The sequence below is a fragment of the Streptomyces sp. NPDC002671 genome (assembly GCF_053592475.1).
In genome coordinates, this window is record NZ_JBSFVU010000007.1 from 178,797 (window position 1) to 194,059 (window position 15,263).

Consider the following 15,263-nt stretch of genomic DNA (forward strand, 5'->3'; position numbering starts at 1 on the left):
GGGCGCCGTACCTCTTGCCAGTTATAGAACCCGTTACTACCTTCACGGCACCCGCTGATGGACCGTCAGAACGGACGACGGGAGCCGCCGATGCACTGCCCCGCGCTGCCCGACGGGTTCGACCTCACCGACCCCGATCTGCTCCACCACCGCGTGCCCCTGCCGGAGTTCGCCGAACTGCGCCGCACCGAACCGGTCCGCTGGATCCCGCAGCCGCACGGCATCGCCGGCTTCGGCGACACCGGCTACTGGGCGGTGACCCGGCACGCGGACGTCAAGTACGTCTCCACGCACCCGGAACTCTTCTCCTCCTCCCTCAACACCGCGATCATCCGGTTCAACGAGCACATCGAACGGGACGCGATCGACGCGCAACGGCTGATTCTGCTCAACATGGACCCACCGGAACATACGCGCGTGCGGCAGATCGTGCAGCGCGGCTTCACGCCACGCTCGATACGGGCCCTGGAGGAGCGCCTGCGCGCCCGCGCCGAGTCGATCGTCGCCGCCGCCCGCGCCCGCTCGGGCCCCTTCGACTTCGTCACGGAAGTCGCCTGCGAACTCCCGCTCCAGGCCATCGCCGAGCTGATCGGCGTCCCGCAGGAGGACCGGTCCAAGATCTTCGACTGGTCCAACCGGATGATCGCCTACGACGACCCCGAGTACGCCATCACCGAGGAGGTCGGCGCCGAGTCGGCCACCGAGATCATCGCCTACGCGATGAACATGGCGGCCGAGCGCAAGCAGTGCCCGGCCCATGACATCGTCAGCACGCTGGTGGCGGCGGAGGACGAAGGCAACCTGAACTCCGACGAGTTCGGCTTCTTCGTGCTGATGCTCGCGGTGGCCGGCAACGAGACGACGCGGAACGCCATCACGCACGGCATGCACGCCTTCCTCACCCACCCCGGCCAGTGGGACCTCTTCAAGCGCGAGCGCCCCGCGACGAGCGCCGAGGAGATCGTCCGCTGGGCGACCCCGGTCAACGCCTTCCAGCGGACGGCGACCCAGGACACCGAACTGGGCGGAGTGGAGATCAGGAAGGGCGACCGCGTCGGCCTCTTCTACGCCTCCGCCAACCACGATCCGGAGGTCTTCACCGACCCCGACGCCTTCGACATCACCCGCGACCCCAACCCCCACCTCGGCTTCGGTGGCGGCGGCCCGCACTTCTGCCTGGGCAAGTCCCTCGCGGTGCTGGAGATCGACCTGATCTTCAACGCGATCGCCGACGCCATGCCCACCCTCCGCCTGGCCGGCGACCCCCGCCGGCTGCGCTCGGCCTGGATCAACGGCGTCAAGGAACTCCAGGTCACGACGGCCCCCTGACACAGTGCCCCGCCCGGGTGTAGACGAGCACCTGTGCTCCATGCACCCGGGTGCGCTCGCAGACCTCGAAGTGCCGCCGTAGCTCCTGCCGTTTGACCACTTCCTGCGGGTAGGGGTCGAGCGGCTGGCCGGCCGGATCGGCCAGCGCGACGATGCGGTGCGCTGCCCGGATGCGCTGCCGGATGGTGTCCGCGGGAAGCTCGGTGCCCTCCAGGGTGCCCGAGGCCACCGGGGACTCGGCCAGGGCCAGATCGTGCAGGCCGGCGTAGAGGGAGGGACTGGACAGCAGCCACTCGCGGCGCCGGGCGGGCAGGAACAGCACGTCGTCTCCGGGACGCGCGAAGCCCGCGACGGCTCTGGCTACGGCGACGGCGTCGTCCTTGCGGCTTTCCGGGGAGCGCACCCGCAGCGACCACGGCAGCAGGACCGCGACCGCCGCCACGGCGGCCAGGCAAGCCGTCAGGATCCGGGCGGCAGGCGGGAGCCGGTGTCGCAGCAGCCCGACCGCCCGGTCCAGCGCGGCTCCGACGAGCAGCGCCAGTCCGATCACGCCGTAGAGCACGTACCGGTCGACGTACCAGGGCTTGACCAAGGACACCGTCATCAGCAGCCCTGAGGGCGCCATCAGCAGCGGCAGGGCGAGCCGCACCAGAGCAGACCGGCCGGTGCCGGTCCCGCGCAGCACGAGACACGCCGACAGGACGCCCACCGCCACCAGTCCCGCGAACTGCAGCCACATCGACAGGCCGGGGCCGCGGAGCCAGCCCAGCTGCCGGTCCGCCTGCCTCGCGCTCACCAGCGCCAGCGGGGCCAGGGCCGCCAGCACCGCAGCCGCCGCCGCTCCCCAGCCCGACCACACCCGGCGCGGCACGCGCAGCCGCCACAGGGTCAGTGCATGGGCCCCCGGCACCAGGGCGGCGAACTCGTGCAGCCAGCACGTCAGGGCAAGGGCCGCCGCGTACGCGGTCCACCACCGGCGGCGCCCCGACTCGATGCCGCGCAGGAAGAGGTACGTGGCCCAGGTGACGCCGGCCGTGACCAGCGCGTAGGACCGGCCCTCCTGCGCGTACTGCTGCGTGACCGGCAGCACCGCGAAGACGAGCCCGGCGAGGACGCCGGCCCGGCGCCCCGCCAGCCGTGCGCCGATCGTCCCGACCCCCGCCGCCGCCAGGGCCATGGCCAGCGTCGAGGGCAGGCGCAGGGCCACCAGGCCGCCGTCCCACAGTGCGAACACCGCGTGCATGAGCAGGTAGTACAGGCCGTGCACGGCGTCGATGTGGCCGAGCAGGTGCCACAGCTGCCCGACGGAGCGATGTGCCACCTGATCGGTGACCGACTCGTCGCGCCACATGCTGTCGTGCCGGTCGATCCCCCACAGGCCGAGCGCCAGCGCCGCCACGGCCGGAAGGAGCGCCGGCAGGGCCCCTCCGGTGGCGCGGCCGTGCCGGTCCGCCCGATGAACGGTGATCCGCGAGCTCGCGACCCCGCGGGGTGCGCGCGTCGGATCGAGGTGCAGCGTGCTGATGGTGCCCTCCCTGAAGCCAGGGCGCGGCTCGTACACGTCGACCCGTGTCGTGCCGTCGCGCTCTGACCAGCAGTCAAGGGGGCGAAGGATTGTTGGTCAGGCCGCTCGCGGGCCGCCTATCAATCCCGGTTCACATACGGTGAGGGCCTCTTCGGCGGGCGCAAGGGCAGGGGGAGTCGTGGGCAAGGCCCGTCAGCCGGTCTCCCCCACCAGCTCCGGTTCCCTCTGCGCCGCCACCGCCGTGACCATCCGCGCCCGCGGCCCCTGGAACAGGTACGACAGCCCGAACCCCGCCGTCACCACCACCGCGCCGCCGACCGCGTCCAGCACCCAGTGGTTGCCGGTGGCGACGATGGCCGAGACGGTGAAGAAGGGGTGGAGCAGGCCGAGAGCCTTCATCCACCACCTGGGGGCGATGATCGCGATGACGACGCCGCACCACAGGGACCAGCCGAAGTGCAGGGACGGCATCGCCGCGTACTGGTTGGTCAGAGCCGTCAGCGTGCCGTAGTCCGGCTTGGAGAAGTCCTGGACACCGTGGACGGTGTCGATCATGCCGAGGGACGGCATCAGGCGCGGCGGGGCCAGCGGGAAGAGCCAGAAGCCGACCAGGGCGAGCAGGGTGGCGAAGCCGAGGGAGGCGCGGGCCCAGCGGTAGTCGACCGGGCGGCGCCAGTAGAGGACGCCGAGGATCGTGAGAGGCACTACGAAGTGGAAGGACTCGTAGTAGAAGTTGAAGAAGCTCCGCAGCCAGTCGATCTTCACCACGGCGTGGTTGACCGCGTGCTCGATGTCGATGTGCAGGAAACGTTCGAGGTCGAGTATGAGGTGGCCGTGGTGTTCGGCCGTCGCCCGGCCCTTGGAGTTGCTGCCGCCGGTCGCCGCCAGGCGGACCTGCTGGTAGGCCGCGTACGTGACGCGGATGAGGAGCAGCTCCAGGAGGAGGTTGGGGCGGGTGAGAACCCGGCGGAGGAAGGGCAGGAGGGGGACGCGGCGGAAGCGGGCCGGGACCTGCGGCGCGTACTCCGTCGGTATCGGCGTCTGGTAGTACGGCGACGTGCGCGACAGGAACGGTGCGGCCGTGGCGGCGGCGACGGCCGCGAGCACCACGATGTTGTCCCGCAGCGGATACAGCGTCGACATGTTCGGCAGCATCATCTTCGCCGGGAGGCTCGTCACCAGGATCACCGCCACCGGCCAGACGTAGCGGTCCGAGGCGCGCCTGCCGACCCGGCCGACCACCGCGAGCAGCACCCACAGCAGCTGGTGCTGCCAGGTGGTCGGGGACACGGCGACGGCCGCACAGCCGGTGATGGCGACGGCGAGCAGGAGCTGCCCGTCGTGGGCGTAGCGGACGGCTCGGCGCAGGGCGAGGGCGGCGACGGCGGCGCTCAGGAGAAGGAAGAGCGTGATCTCCAGGGGGCCGCTCAGGTGCAGGCGGAGCAGGGCGCCGTGCAGGGACTGGTTGCCGAGGGCGTCGGCCTTGCCGCCGAGGCCGACACCGGCCATGTGGTGGACCCAGTACGTGTACGAGTCGTGCGGCATCGCGGCCCAGGCGAGCGCGGTGCACGCGGCGAAGGCGGCGGCCGTGCCGAGGGTGGCCTTGCGGCGGCCGGTGAACCACAGCAGCGGGGTGAAGAGCAGGACGGTCGGCTGGAGCGCGGCGGCCACGCCTATGCACAGGCCGCTCGCGCGTTCGCCGCGCACGGTGAAGCAGCCGAGCAGCACCAGCAGCACCGGGATGATGCTGGTCTGGCCGAGCCAGAGGGCGTTGCGGACCGGCAGGGACAGCATGAGCAGGCTGACGGCGACCGGCGCGGCCAGCAGCGAGGTGCGGCGGCCGACGGGCTGGGGCAGCGCGCGGGCGGCGACCAGGCCGAGGGCCACGACCAGCAGCAACGAGCCGAAGGTCCAGCCCCAGCCGAGGGCGGCTTCGGCCGATCGGGTGAGCGGTTTGAGCACCCACCCGCCGAAGGGGGTGCCGGTGAACCGCGTCGAGTCGTACAGCGAGCCCTTCACGTGCAGCACGCCGTGCGGGCCGACCCAGGTCTCCAGGTCGGTGAGCCGTTCGCCGCGCGGGGTGGTGAGGACGACGGCCACCTGCCGTACCGCGAGGATGGCCGCCACCGCCCACAGCGCGAGCCGGGCGACGCGCAGGCGGGCTCCGACCGCCGCCGTCCCGAAGGCATCCGTCCCGAAGGCTTCCGTCGCTCGACCGCTGTGCTCCACGTTCGCCACGCCTCGTCGGCCTCCCGCCCCGTACGTCCCGGCACGCCGGATGCGGCCGGATTTCCTCTGCGGACCCCAAAAGGCTCGCAGACCCCCCCGGAGGGGGACGCAGGCAACCCCTGCTTCACCTGACGGCCGTCCTCCTTTTGTCCGGATGACGATAGTCCGAGGGGGTCCGGGTTGCGCCTCCGGGGCGCGAGAAGGATCACAGGCGGGGGAGGGAACGGCTCCGCGCGGGCGGGTGAGCACCGCGCCCCTTGCCGCCTCAGCCGATCTCTGCACCGTTCCGGCCGATCTCCGCACCGGTTCCGGCCGATCTCCGCGCCGTCAGAGCCGATCTCCGCGCCGATCGGCTGGGATAATGAGCCCGGACAGACACTCCGAAAGGCGGCAGGGGCATGACCGGGTCGCAGATCTGGGACGACGTCGACTTCTACTTTTCCAGCCATCTCTCACCCGATGACGAGGTGCTCCACGCCGCCCTGCGCGAGAGTGAGGCGGCGGGGCTGCCGAACATCAGCGTGACGGCCACGCAGGGCAAGCTCCTGCAACTACTCGCCCAGGTGCAGGGCGCCCGCACCATCCTGGAGATCGGCACCCTCGCCGGCTACAGCACGATCTGGCTGGCCCGCGCTCTCCCGGAGGACGGCAGGCTGGTCTCGCTGGAGTACAGCGCCAAGAACGCAGACGTCGCCATGCGCAACATCGCCCGCGCGGGCCTGGACCGGATCGTGGAGGTGCGGGTGGGCCCGGCCCTGGAGTCGCTGCCCAAGCTCGCCGACGAGAACCCCGCGCCCTTCGACCTCGTCTTCATCGACGCCGACAAGGCCAACAACGCCCACTACATGGAGTGGGCGCTGAAGCTCACCCGGGCGGGCAGCCTGATCATCCTGGACAACGTGGTGCGCGGCGGCGAGATCGTCGACGGCGAGAGCACCGACCCAGACATCATCGGCACCCGCGACGCGATCGAGCTGATCGCCTTGCACCCGAGACTGAGCGGCACGGCGGTGCAGACCGTGGGCAGCAAGGGCTACGACGGCTTCGCGCTGGCCCGGGTGCTCGGCTGAGCCCGGCCGGCCACGGGACCCGGGTCCGCCACGGGACCCGGGCCGCCGGGGCCTGAGGGCTCACATCTCGTGGTAGAAGCCGACGTTGACGCTGCGCGGCTCCACGCGGTCCTGGATCACCAGCTCGCCGGAGCCGCCGCGCGGCAGCCGCACGGAGCCGCCGTAGGCGACGAGCTGGGCGTACTCCCCGACGGTCAGCCGCACCTCGGAGGCCGGTTCCGCCTGCGAGCCGCGCAGCCAGGACACCTGCCAGACACCGTCGGGGCCGCACAGGAACTCCAGGTGGACGCGGGAGACGAACAGCCAGTCCTCGGGCGTGACCAGCCGGCACACGGCCGCGTCCCGGCCCACCCGCAGCACGGCATCCGGCTCGGTGGGCGCGTCGGCCATCGACATGCCGGCCGTGGCGCCCGCTTCCGCCCCGGAGACGGTGGCCATGGTGAGTTCGAGCACGCGTGTTCCCCTTGAAACGACCGGAACCTCTGCGAGGCCGGTGACCTTGTGACGCCCCTGCGCGGCGGCCGGGTGGCCATTCCGCCGCCGCATGATAAAACGCCCGGCCGGGCCCCGTCCGGCACAATGGGTTCATGACCGAGCGAAAGCCACCGGGCGTCCCGTTCGAGTCCTGGGCCGACAAGCAGATCCGCGATGCTCAGCGGCGCGGCGAGTTCGACCGGCTGCCGGGTGCGGGCGAGCCGCTGCCCGACGGCATCGACTCCGCCTACGACGAACTGTGGTGGGTCAAGCGGAAGTTGGTCCGCGAGGGCCTGGCCGTGCTGCCCCCGGCCCTGGCCCTGCGCAAGGAGGCCGAGGACGCGCTCGAGGCGGCCTGCGCGGCGCCCTCCGAGCGCATCGCACGGAAGATCATCGAGGACGTCAACGTCAAGATCCGCGACATGATGTTCAAACCCCCGCCCGGCCCGCCGCTGGGCAAGAAGCCGTACGACGTCGAAGAGGTCGTACGCGAGTGGCGGCGGCGCAGGGCCGGCGCCGGCGCCCGTGCCACCGGAAAACCGCACGCGGAAGACGCGCCCATGGGGGATCATGCGCGGCATGACGTGGACGATCGCCCCTGAGCCGTACGACTCCCCGGCCGCCGCCGCGCTGTGGCGGGCGTACTACACGGAGGTCAGCGACCGCTGGTACCTGCTGCACGAGAACCGGCGCACCGACCCGGCCGAGCTGGAGCGGGAGATCGCGGCCGGGACCGGCGCCGAACTCGCCCCGCCCGCCGGACAGTTGCTGATCGCGCGGTACGACGGCGAGCCGGCCGGTTCGGCGGGCGTACGGCTCCTGGACCCGGACACGGCGGAACTGACCCGGGTCTTCCTGTACGAGCGGATGCGCGGCCGGGGCGGTGCCGCGCCGCTCGTCGCCGCCGCCGAGGAAGCCGCCCGCGCCCTCGGTGCCAAGTGCCTCGTCCTCGACACCCGGTCCGACCTGGTGGAGGCCCGCGCCCTGTACGCCCGCCTCGGCTACACCGAGACCGGCCCGCACAACGACGACCAGTACGCCGAACACTGGTTCCGCAAGGACCTGTTGCCGCACAGCGCCGTCAACTGAGCTTGGCCGCAGGCCCGTCGTAGGGCTCTTCGCGCTCCGAGCCGCACATCTCGTCGCTGAGTTCCTTGACCAGCTTGACCAGGTCGGTCGGATGGCGCGGCTCCCACCAGTCACCGAGCAGTTCGGCCAGGGACTCCTCGCGGGCCGTGGCGAGCCGTTCGGCGGCCTCGCGGCCGGACTCGGTCAACACGAGGTCCAGGCCCTGGCGTTCGGCCAGCCGCCGCTCCTCGACCTGGCGGGCGGCGGCGATGACCCGGTGGAACGGGACGGGACCGCGCTCGGCGAGCACCCCCGGCTCCACCGAGCCGAACTTGCGCATGCGCAGCAGCAGCCAGCTGGCGGCGGGCAGCAGGTCGTACCCGGCCCGCTCGGTGATCTTCTGGTACACCTCGCGGCGCCCCTCGGTGGTGCCGAGCACGGACAGGGACCGGCAGCACTCGTCGTAGGAGGACCGCTCGACCGGGTTCGGCGCGATGGTCTCGGAGACGTCCGGCACGGTGACCGAGGCGCGCAGCCGGTCCTCCTTGAGGAACCAGGCGAGCAGGAAGCCGAGGGCGGCGACGGGCGCGGCGTACAGGAACACCTCCGTGATGGCGGACGCGTAGGCGTGCAGGGCCGCCGGGCGCAGGCCGGGCGGCAGGGCCGCGATCCCGCGCGGGTCGGCCTTGAGGGCGTCGGGGGTGGCGCCGGGCGGCAGGCGCACGCCCCGGAAGGCGGCGGCGAGCTTGTCGCCGAGGCGGCTCGCGAAGACGGTGCCGAAGACGGCCACGCCGAAGGAGGCGCCGATGGAGCGGAAGAAGGTGGCGCCGGAGGTGGCGACGCCCAGGTCCTCGTAGGCGACCGCGTTCTGCACGATGAGGATGAGGACCTGCATGACCAGGCCGAGGCCGAGGCCGAAGACGAAGAAGTAGACGCTCATCTCGGCGGTCGAGCTGTGCTCGTCGAGCCGGTGCAGGAGGAGCAGGCCGATGGTGGTCACGGCGGTTCCGGCGATCGGGAACACCTTCCAGCGGCCGGTGCGGCTGACGATCTGCCCGGAGATCGTGGAGGACAGCAGCAGCCCGATGACCATCGGCAGCATGTACACGCCCGACACGGTCGGGGAGATGCCGTGCACGACCTGGAGGAAGGTCGGCAGATAGGTCAACGCGCCGAACATGGCGAAGCCGATGATGAAGCTGATGACGGCGACCAGGCTGAACGTGCGCATGCGGAACAGCTTGAGCGGCAGGACGGGTTCGGCGGCCCGGCGTTCGACGCCGACGAAGACGACGGCGAGGACGACGCCCAGCACGCTGAGCCCGATGATCTGCGCCGAGCCCCAGGCCCAGGTCGTACCGCCGAGCGAGGCGACCAGCACCAGGCAGGTGGCGACGGAGGCGATCAGGAAGGTGCCGAGGTAGTCGATGACGTGGGGGGAGGTACGGCGCGGGATGTGCAGGGCGGCGGCGATCACGGCGAGCGCGACGACACCGACGGGCAAGTTGACGTAGAAGACCCAGCGCCAGCTCAGGTGCTCCGTGAACACCCCGCCGAGCAGCGGCCCGAGCACGCTGGTGACGCCGAACACGGCACCGAACATCCCCTGGTACCGGCCGCGTTCGCGCGGCGGTACGACATCGCCGACAATCGCCATGGACAGCACCATCAGCCCGCCGCCGCCCAGCCCCTGGAGCGCGCGGAAGCCGATGAGCTGGGACATGTTCTGCGCGGCCCCGCACAGCGCTGAGCCGACCAGGAAGATGACGATCGCGGTCTGGAACAGCCGCTTGCGCCCGTACTGGTCGCCGAGCTTGCCCCACAGCGGGGTCGCGGCGGTCGAGGCGAGCAGATAGGCGGTGACCACCCAGGACAGGTGCTCCAGTCCGCCGAGGTCGCTGACGATCGTCGGCAGCGCGGTCGACACGATGGTCTGGTCGAGGGCGGCGAGCAACAGACCGAGCATCAGAGCGCCGATCGAGACGAGCACATTGCCCGGGACGTGTTCGCTGTCCCTCGCGTCCCTCGCCGTGCCGTGCGTGTCCAGGGCCATGGAGACCTCCCGGGGCTCGGGTGCACGGGCTCAGGGTGCACCTCTTCCATCGTGGGCGGTGTCACCGCGTATGGCCTGTTGAGTTCACTGAGTGGCCGATTTGCCGCGTGTTCCGGTTCGGCAAATGTGGAGGAGGTCCGCATAAACTCGGGAGTTCCCGAGGGGAGGGGCGAACGCGTGACGGAACCGAGGGGCCACAGCTGCCCGGAATGCGGGGCACCGAGGGGGCCGGACAACACCCCGTCCTGCGACTGCACCCAGCGGGCCGCGGACGCTCTTCGCGAGGCCCGCATGGCTCAGGCGGCAGCGGCGGAGGACTTCGACCCGCTGCGCATACGCCCCTACATCGAGGTCCCGGAGCCGTCCGGGCCCGAGCCGGACCCCTCCGGCCTGCGGCTTTTCGAGGAGGATCCGGCGGTCTCCGGGAACGGCCCCGGCATGGCGGAGACGACGGTTGCGGCAGCGGCAGCGGCCGAGGAGGGACGGCCCCGCCACCGTGCCCGCCGCACAGCCCTGCTGGCGGTCGCGGGCGCGGGGGTCGCGGTCGTGGCGGGGGCCGGTTTCGCGAGCGGGCTGTTCGGCTACCAGGCGCCGTCCCGGGACCGGGCGGCCCAGGAGGTACGGCAGAGCATCCCGGAGGTGACGGCATCGGACACCCCGGCGTCGCCGTCGTCCGCGTTCTCCCCGCCCTCCACCGCGACCTGGCAGCCCACGCCGCCCCCGTCCCCGTCGGCCACCCCGAGCCGGTCGGCCACCCCGTCGCCGTCGGCGCTCACCCCGACGGTGTCCTCCTCGGCCTCCCCGAGTGCGTCGGAGACGGCCTCCGGCAGCCCGGACCTGGCGCCGGCTCCCGGTCCGGTGCTGCGGCGCGGCGACAAGGGTTCGGAGGTCACCGAACTCCAGTTGCGGCTGCGCCAGTTGAACCTCTACAGCGACGAAGTCAACGGCGTCTTCACCCGCTCGGTGGAGAACTCGGTGCGCAACTACCAGCTGGCCCGGGGCATCCGGGGCGACGACCTCGGGACGTACGGCCCGGCGACGCGGTCGAGCCTGGAGTCGGAGACGTCACAGCCCTGAGCCTGCCGTGTACGACGGCTCAGCCGATGTGGAGGCGGATCGTCCCGTCCGCCGAAGCCTCGACGCGCACCTCGGTGAGGTCGCGTACGACGACTTCGGGGCCGTGGACCGCGGCCCGCGGCCCGACCCCCACGACCGTCATGCCCGCGGCGCGCCCCGCCGCGATGCCCGCGCCGGAGTCCTCGAAGACGATGCAGTCCGCCGGGTCGACGCCCAGTTCGGCGGCGCCCTTCAGGAAGCCCTCGGGGTCGGGCTTGCTCGCGCCGACCGACTCGGCGGTGACGCGCACCTCGGGCAGCGGGAGGCCGGCGGCGGCCATGCGGGCCGTGGAGAGGGCGACGTCGGCGGAGGTCACCAGGGCGTGCGGAAGGCCGCGCAGGGCGGCGAGGAACGCGGTCGCGCCGGGGACCTCGACCACGCCGTCCATGTCGGCGGTCTCCTCCGCGAGCAGGCGGGCGTTGTCGGCGAAGTTCTGCTCGCTGGGCCGGTCGGGCAGCAGGACGGCCATCGAGGCGTGGCCCTGGCGACCGTGGACGACCCGCATCACCTCGTCGCCGTCCAGCCCGTGCCCCGCCGCCCAGCGCCGCCAGACGCGCTCGACCACGGTGTCCGAGTTGACGAGGGTGCCGTCCATGTCGAGCAGGAGGGCACGGGCGGTGAGGACGGTCGGCGTCGCGGCGGGCGTGGCAGTGGCCGGCATCGGCAGCTCCAAGAAGGGGTGCAAAGGGACAAGGCGGCCCCGCCCGCCGGTCAGGGAAAACGGGCGGGAGCCACTTTGTTTCTCTACGGTACAAAACCCGACCCCGTTCCCGCCACCGTCTCGGGCGAGGATTCACCGTTCGTTCGGCTTTGCGTTCGTTTTTGCGAAGATCAGCCCGCGATGGCCTCGTAGAGGCTCCACACGCCGAGGCCCAGCATCAGCAGCGCCGCGATCTGCGTGATCAGCCGCAGCGGAACCCGCTTCATCAGGGCCTTTCCGCCGACGATGCCGAGACCGGCGACGGCCCACAGGCCGAGCACCGCGCCGAGGCCGACGGAGATCGGGTCGTCGTAGCGGGCTGCGAGGTTGGCGGTCATGATCTGGGTGAGATCGCCGAACTCGGCGACCAGGATGAGCATGAAGCCCGTGCCCGCCACCTTCCAGAAGGACTGGTCGGCGGGCTTCTTGATCTCCTCCTCGCCCTCGTCCTTCTTCATCAGCAGCACGGCGGCGCCACCGAGGAAGAGGACGCCGGTGATCGCGTGCACGATCTGCTGCGGCAGCAGGGTCAGGACGCTGCCGGCCGCGACGGCGAGCACGACGTGCAGCAGGAAGGCGGCAGCGACGCCCGCGAAGACGTACGAGGCGCGGTAGCGGGTGCCGAGGACGAGACCGGCGAGCGCGGTCTTGTCCGGCAGTTCGGCAAGGAAGATGACGCCGAAGACGAGCGCCGTCACGGTGATGCTGATCAAGGGTCCTCAATCGGTCGGGGCCGCCCCACCGAGAGTGCTGCACTTCACATGAGACACCTCGGCACGGCAGCACACTCGGCGCCCGTGCCACGGGGCACGGGTGTGTACTGCTGGCCGAAGGTCTCGCTGGGCGGTCCGCACGGGATCCGCCTCCGGGCGCCGGCTCAGGCTGGCTGAGCAGTATGTCGACGGTCCGGCGAAGAGCTACTCCCCTTCTGCGCCGTCCATGGTACGCGACGCGAAAGCTGCGCCGCCAAGGCTTGTAATGTCATGGACACGTCATTAACTTCTTACCGAGCGCTCATCGTCCAGCCGCACCGCAGCGCGAGCATTCCCTGGCTCGTGCCCAATACCCCCACACCACAAGGGAGTTCGCATGTCGAAATTCTACGCGCGTCGACGAGTGGGCATACTCACGGCCCTCACGGGCCTGCTCGCCTCCGTCGCCCTGTTCAACTCCCCGAGCGCCTCCGCGGCCCTCCCGACGCCGGTCAGCGCCGCCACCGCGCGCAGCTACCTCTCCCAGCTCACCGTGGCCACCGAGAACCGCACCGGCTACAGCCGCTCGCTGTTCCCGACCTGGATCACCATCTCCGGCACCTGCAACACCCGCGAGTGGATCCTCAAGCGGGACGGCTCGAACGTCGTCACCGACTCCGCCTGCGTGGCCCGGAGCGGCAGCTGGTACTCCCCGTACGACGGCGCCACCTGGACCGCCGCGTCCGACCTCGACATCGACCACCTCGTCCCGCTCGCCGAGGCCTGGGACTCCGGCGCGAGCAGGTGGACCACCGCCCAGCGGCAGTCCTTCGCCAACGACGTCACCCGCCCGCAGCTCCTCGCGGTCACCGACAACGTCAACCAGGCCAAGGGCGACCAGGACCCGGCCACGTGGGTGCCGTCGCGCTCTGCGTACGTCTGCACGTACGTGCGGGCCTGGGTACAGGTGAAGTACTACTACAACCTGTCGGTCGACTCGGCCGAGAAGAGCGCGCTGACGAACTACCTGGCGAGCTGCTGAGCCACCTGGCGAGCCGCCGGTAAGCGCCGTAGGGCCTACCGGCGGTATGCCGGGTGCGGGCACAGTCGCGTCAGGAAGCCGGCTGACGGCGCATCATGTAGGCCGCCGCCGCGCCCGCCCCGAACAGGGCTGCCAGCGACACCCCCGTGGCCAGCCAGGTCGCGCCCAGCCACCGGGCGCCGAAGTAGCCGAGGGCCACGCTGTAGGCGGCCCAGGAGAGTCCGGCCAGGGCGGACCACGGCACGAAGTCGCGGGCGCGGCGGTGGGCGGCGCCCGCGCAGAAGGAGACGACCGAGCGGCCGGCCGGGGCGAAACGGGCCAGCACGACCAGCGCGCCGCCGCCCCGGGACAGGGCCTCGCCGAGACGTTCCTGCGCGGTGGTGAGCCGCCGCGAGCGGGCTATCGCACGGTCCAGCCGCTCCCCGCCGCGCCAGGCCAGCCGGTAGGCGACCAGGTCGCCGAGGACCGAGGCCGTGGCCGCGGACAGGATCAGGGCGGCGATGTCCGGCACCCCGTGCGAGACCCCGCCCGCCGCCGCGTCCGAACCCGCCGCCGCGGCGGTGCCCGCGGTGATGACGAGGACTCCGCTCGGCAGCACCGGCACGAACACGTCCAGCAGGACGGACAGCGCCACCATGGCGTAGATCCAAGGTCCGGCCACCAGTGACGTGGCTAGTGACCCCACGCTCTCCAACACGACAACTCCCCCGTTGCTCCCCCGACGACAGCCATACAGCGTACGCCGGGGGTGTGACAGGAGGTGCGTCGGGGGCGTTCAGCCAGGCGGCGGGCCCCCGGCCCGTACGGCGCTCACTTGCCTTCCAGCGCCGCCACCAGCTGCGGCAGGGCGCCGCCGGCCACGATCTGGGCAAGGTGGTCGTGGTAGGCCCGGCTGTGGACGATCAGGCCGTCGCGGACCCGCACCACCTGGATGTTGGAGACCTCGAAGGTCCGCTCGGTCACCCGGTGGTACACCTGGTAGTCGTACTCGGCGACGATCACCTCCGCGTCGTCGGTTTCCCGGATGACCACGTTCTTGGGGGTCAGCTCCACGGGCGTGCGGGCGGAGTTCTGGGCGAACCGCTCCTTGAGCGCGGCCCGTCCCTCGAGCCGGCGCGGACCGACCGGCTCGAAGACGGTTTCCACCACCGCGTCCTCGGCATAAAGTTCGGCCAGCTCCGTGAACCTTCCCGCGCCGGTGCCCTCGAGCAGCTTCTCGAAGACCTCGCGGGGTGACAGCGTTTCGGACATGATCAACCTCCAGTGTGACCTGCGATCAGAATCGGACTAGAGACTCCGGTTCCGAGGATACGGACTGACAACTCCGGTTGTCCAGGGCGTAGTTGGGCTGTCGACCGGGAGAGGTGAGAGGAATGAGCGACACTCGTGAGCGCCCGTTGCGGGCGGATGCGGCCCGCAACCGGGCCAGGCTGCTGGACGTCGCCACGGAGGTGTTCGTCACCCGCGGCATCGGCGTGCCGACCGAGGAGATCGCCCGGAGCGCCGGTGTCGGAGTCGGCACGCTCTTCCGGCACTTCCCGACCAAGGAGGCGCTGCTGGAGGCGGTCATGGTGCGAAGGGTGGAGGCCATGGCGGCCCAGACCGCACAGCTGGCCGCCGAGGCCGGGCCCGCCGAGGCGTTCTTCGCCTGCTTCCGCCTGCTCGTGGAACACTCCGCGGGCAAGGACGAGTTCACCCAGGCTCTTGCCGCGGCCGGGGTCGACGTCCATGCGTCTCTGCGGGAGCCGACCATGCAGATCCAGGCCCGGCTGGCCGAGCTGCTGGCCGGGGCGCAGGAGGCTGGGGCGGTCCGCCGGGAACTGGGCCTGCCGGAGCTCTTCGCCCTGCTGGCCGGCACGAGCAGGGCGATGGAACAACTGAAGGAACTGGAACAGCGGGGAGCGGACCCGGCACCCCGGGAGCGGATCTTCGAGGTGGTGTTCGACGGGCTGCGGCCACGTTGAA

At 71.5% G+C, this 15,263-nt stretch carries 15 protein-coding genes; 7 read left to right on the forward strand and 8 right to left on the reverse strand.

What is annotated here, in order from left to right:
• Positions 1-90: 90 nt before the first annotated feature.
• Positions 91-1,329 (forward strand): cytochrome P450, encoded by a 1,239-nt coding sequence (locus ACWD35_RS13025; RefSeq protein ID WP_451351257.1) that lies wholly within the window; start codon positions 91-93, stop codon positions 1,327-1,329.
• On the opposite strand, the gene ACWD35_RS13030 is transcribed toward ACWD35_RS13025, so the two are convergent.
• Together ACWD35_RS13030 and ACWD35_RS13035 are read right to left on the reverse strand one after the other, a co-directional pair.
• Positions 1,313-2,890: a glycosyltransferase family 39 protein gene (locus ACWD35_RS13030; RefSeq protein WP_451351258.1), complete on the reverse strand. Its 1,578-nt coding sequence runs from the start codon at positions 2,888-2,890 to the stop codon at positions 1,313-1,315. The two genes, ACWD35_RS13025 and ACWD35_RS13030, sit on opposite strands and share 17 nt — an antisense overlap.
• 156 nt (positions 2,891-3,046) lie before the next feature.
• Positions 3,047-5,092 (reverse strand): bifunctional glycosyltransferase 87/phosphatase PAP2 family protein, encoded by a 2,046-nt coding sequence (locus tag ACWD35_RS13035; protein ID WP_451351259.1) that lies wholly within the window; start codon positions 5,090-5,092, stop codon positions 3,047-3,049.
• A 389-nt stretch (positions 5,093-5,481) separates the two neighbouring features.
• Between ACWD35_RS13035 and ACWD35_RS13040 the strand changes: the two genes are divergently transcribed.
• The gene (locus ACWD35_RS13040; RefSeq protein ID WP_451351260.1) at positions 5,482-6,153 is read left to right on the forward strand and encodes an O-methyltransferase; all 672 of its coding nucleotides are present in this window, start codon (positions 5,482-5,484) and stop codon (positions 6,151-6,153) included.
• A gap of 60 nt (positions 6,154-6,213) precedes the next feature.
• Here ACWD35_RS13040 and ACWD35_RS13045 read toward each other — a convergent pair whose 3' ends face one another.
• A complete protein-coding gene (locus tag ACWD35_RS13045) occupies positions 6,214-6,606 on the reverse strand; it encodes a hypothetical protein (RefSeq protein WP_451351261.1) in 393 nt (130 codons plus the stop codon).
• Positions 6,607-6,740: 134 nt separating this feature from the next.
• Here ACWD35_RS13045 and ACWD35_RS13050 point away from each other — a divergent pair, with 134 nt between their 5' ends.
• A complete protein-coding gene (locus ACWD35_RS13050; protein ID WP_451351262.1) occupies positions 6,741-7,229 on the forward strand; it encodes a DnaJ family domain-containing protein in 489 nt (162 codons plus the stop codon).
• Positions 7,207-7,716, forward strand: a complete 510-nt coding sequence (locus ACWD35_RS13055; protein WP_451351263.1) for a GNAT family N-acetyltransferase — start codon at positions 7,207-7,209, stop codon at positions 7,714-7,716. The genes ACWD35_RS13050 and ACWD35_RS13055 overlap by 23 nt, the downstream gene beginning before the upstream one ends.
• Here ACWD35_RS13055 and ACWD35_RS13060 read toward each other — a convergent pair.
• Positions 7,709-9,748 (reverse strand): MDR family MFS transporter, encoded by a 2,040-nt coding sequence (locus tag ACWD35_RS13060; RefSeq protein WP_451351264.1) that lies wholly within the window; start codon positions 9,746-9,748, stop codon positions 7,709-7,711. The genes ACWD35_RS13055 and ACWD35_RS13060 overlap by 8 nt on opposite strands.
• Before the next feature lie 177 nt (positions 9,749-9,925).
• On the opposite strand from ACWD35_RS13060, the gene ACWD35_RS13065 reads away from it, so the two are divergent.
• Positions 9,926-10,825, forward strand: a complete 900-nt coding sequence (locus ACWD35_RS13065) for a peptidoglycan-binding domain-containing protein (RefSeq protein WP_451351265.1) — start codon at positions 9,926-9,928, stop codon at positions 10,823-10,825.
• Between the two features lie 19 nt (positions 10,826-10,844).
• On the opposite strand, the gene ACWD35_RS13070 is transcribed toward ACWD35_RS13065, so the two are convergent.
• Both ACWD35_RS13070 and ACWD35_RS13075 read right to left on the reverse strand, forming a co-directional pair.
• On the reverse strand, positions 10,845-11,525 hold the full coding sequence (locus ACWD35_RS13070; protein WP_451351266.1) for an HAD-IA family hydrolase: 681 nt from the start codon (positions 11,523-11,525) through the stop codon (positions 10,845-10,847).
• Positions 11,526-11,695: 170 nt separating this feature from the next.
• Positions 11,696-12,277 (reverse strand): TMEM165/GDT1 family protein, encoded by a 582-nt coding sequence (locus ACWD35_RS13075; protein WP_451351267.1) that lies wholly within the window; start codon positions 12,275-12,277, stop codon positions 11,696-11,698.
• Positions 12,278-12,653: 376 nt separating this feature from the next.
• Between ACWD35_RS13075 and ACWD35_RS13080 the strand changes: the two genes are divergently transcribed.
• Positions 12,654-13,298 carry an HNH endonuclease family protein gene (locus tag ACWD35_RS13080; protein WP_451351268.1) on the forward strand — a complete coding sequence of 215 codons (645 nt, stop codon included), beginning with the start codon at positions 12,654-12,656 and terminating at the stop codon, positions 13,296-13,298.
• 70 nt (positions 13,299-13,368) lie between these two features.
• Here ACWD35_RS13080 and ACWD35_RS13085 read toward each other — a convergent pair whose 3' ends face one another.
• Entirely contained in the window at positions 13,369-13,995 is a 627-nt protein-coding gene (locus ACWD35_RS13085) for a DedA family protein (protein WP_451351269.1), read from the reverse strand.
• A 113-nt stretch (positions 13,996-14,108) separates the two neighbouring features.
• Positions 14,109-14,549: a nuclear transport factor 2 family protein gene (locus ACWD35_RS13090; protein WP_451351270.1), complete on the reverse strand. Its 441-nt coding sequence runs from the start codon at positions 14,547-14,549 to the stop codon at positions 14,109-14,111.
• 122 nt (positions 14,550-14,671) lie between these two features.
• Between ACWD35_RS13090 and ACWD35_RS13095 the strand changes: the two genes are divergently transcribed.
• Complete coding sequence (locus ACWD35_RS13095; RefSeq protein WP_451351271.1) at positions 14,672-15,262, forward strand: TetR/AcrR family transcriptional regulator; 591 nt, start codon at positions 14,672-14,674, stop codon at positions 15,260-15,262.
• The last annotated feature ends 1 nt before the right edge of the window (position 15,263 follow it).

What these genes read in the sequence shown, in the direction of transcription:
- ACWD35_RS13095 (WP_451351271.1), top strand. Translation starts at nt 14,672, where the DNA reads ATGAGCGACACTCGTGAGCGCCCGTTGCGGGCGGATGCGGCCCGCAAC.
- ACWD35_RS13080 (WP_451351268.1), top strand. Translation starts at nt 12,654, where the DNA reads ATGTCGAAATTCTACGCGCGTCGACGAGTGGGCATACTCACGGCCCTC.
- ACWD35_RS13060 (WP_451351264.1), bottom strand. Translation starts at nt 9,748, where the DNA reads ATGGCCCTGGACACGCACGGCACGGCGAGGGACGCGAGGGACAGCGAA.
- ACWD35_RS13050 (WP_451351262.1), top strand. Translation starts at nt 6,741, where the DNA reads ATGACCGAGCGAAAGCCACCGGGCGTCCCGTTCGAGTCCTGGGCCGAC.
- ACWD35_RS13055 (WP_451351263.1), top strand. Translation starts at nt 7,207, where the DNA reads ATGACGTGGACGATCGCCCCTGAGCCGTACGACTCCCCGGCCGCCGCC.
- ACWD35_RS13040 (WP_451351260.1), top strand. Translation starts at nt 5,482, where the DNA reads ATGACCGGGTCGCAGATCTGGGACGACGTCGACTTCTACTTTTCCAGC.
- ACWD35_RS13025 (WP_451351257.1), top strand. Translation starts at nt 91, where the DNA reads ATGCACTGCCCCGCGCTGCCCGACGGGTTCGACCTCACCGACCCCGAT.
- ACWD35_RS13090 (WP_451351270.1), bottom strand. Translation starts at nt 14,549, where the DNA reads ATGTCCGAAACGCTGTCACCCCGCGAGGTCTTCGAGAAGCTGCTCGAG.
- ACWD35_RS13070 (WP_451351266.1), bottom strand. Translation starts at nt 11,525, where the DNA reads ATGCCGGCCACTGCCACGCCCGCCGCGACGCCGACCGTCCTCACCGCC.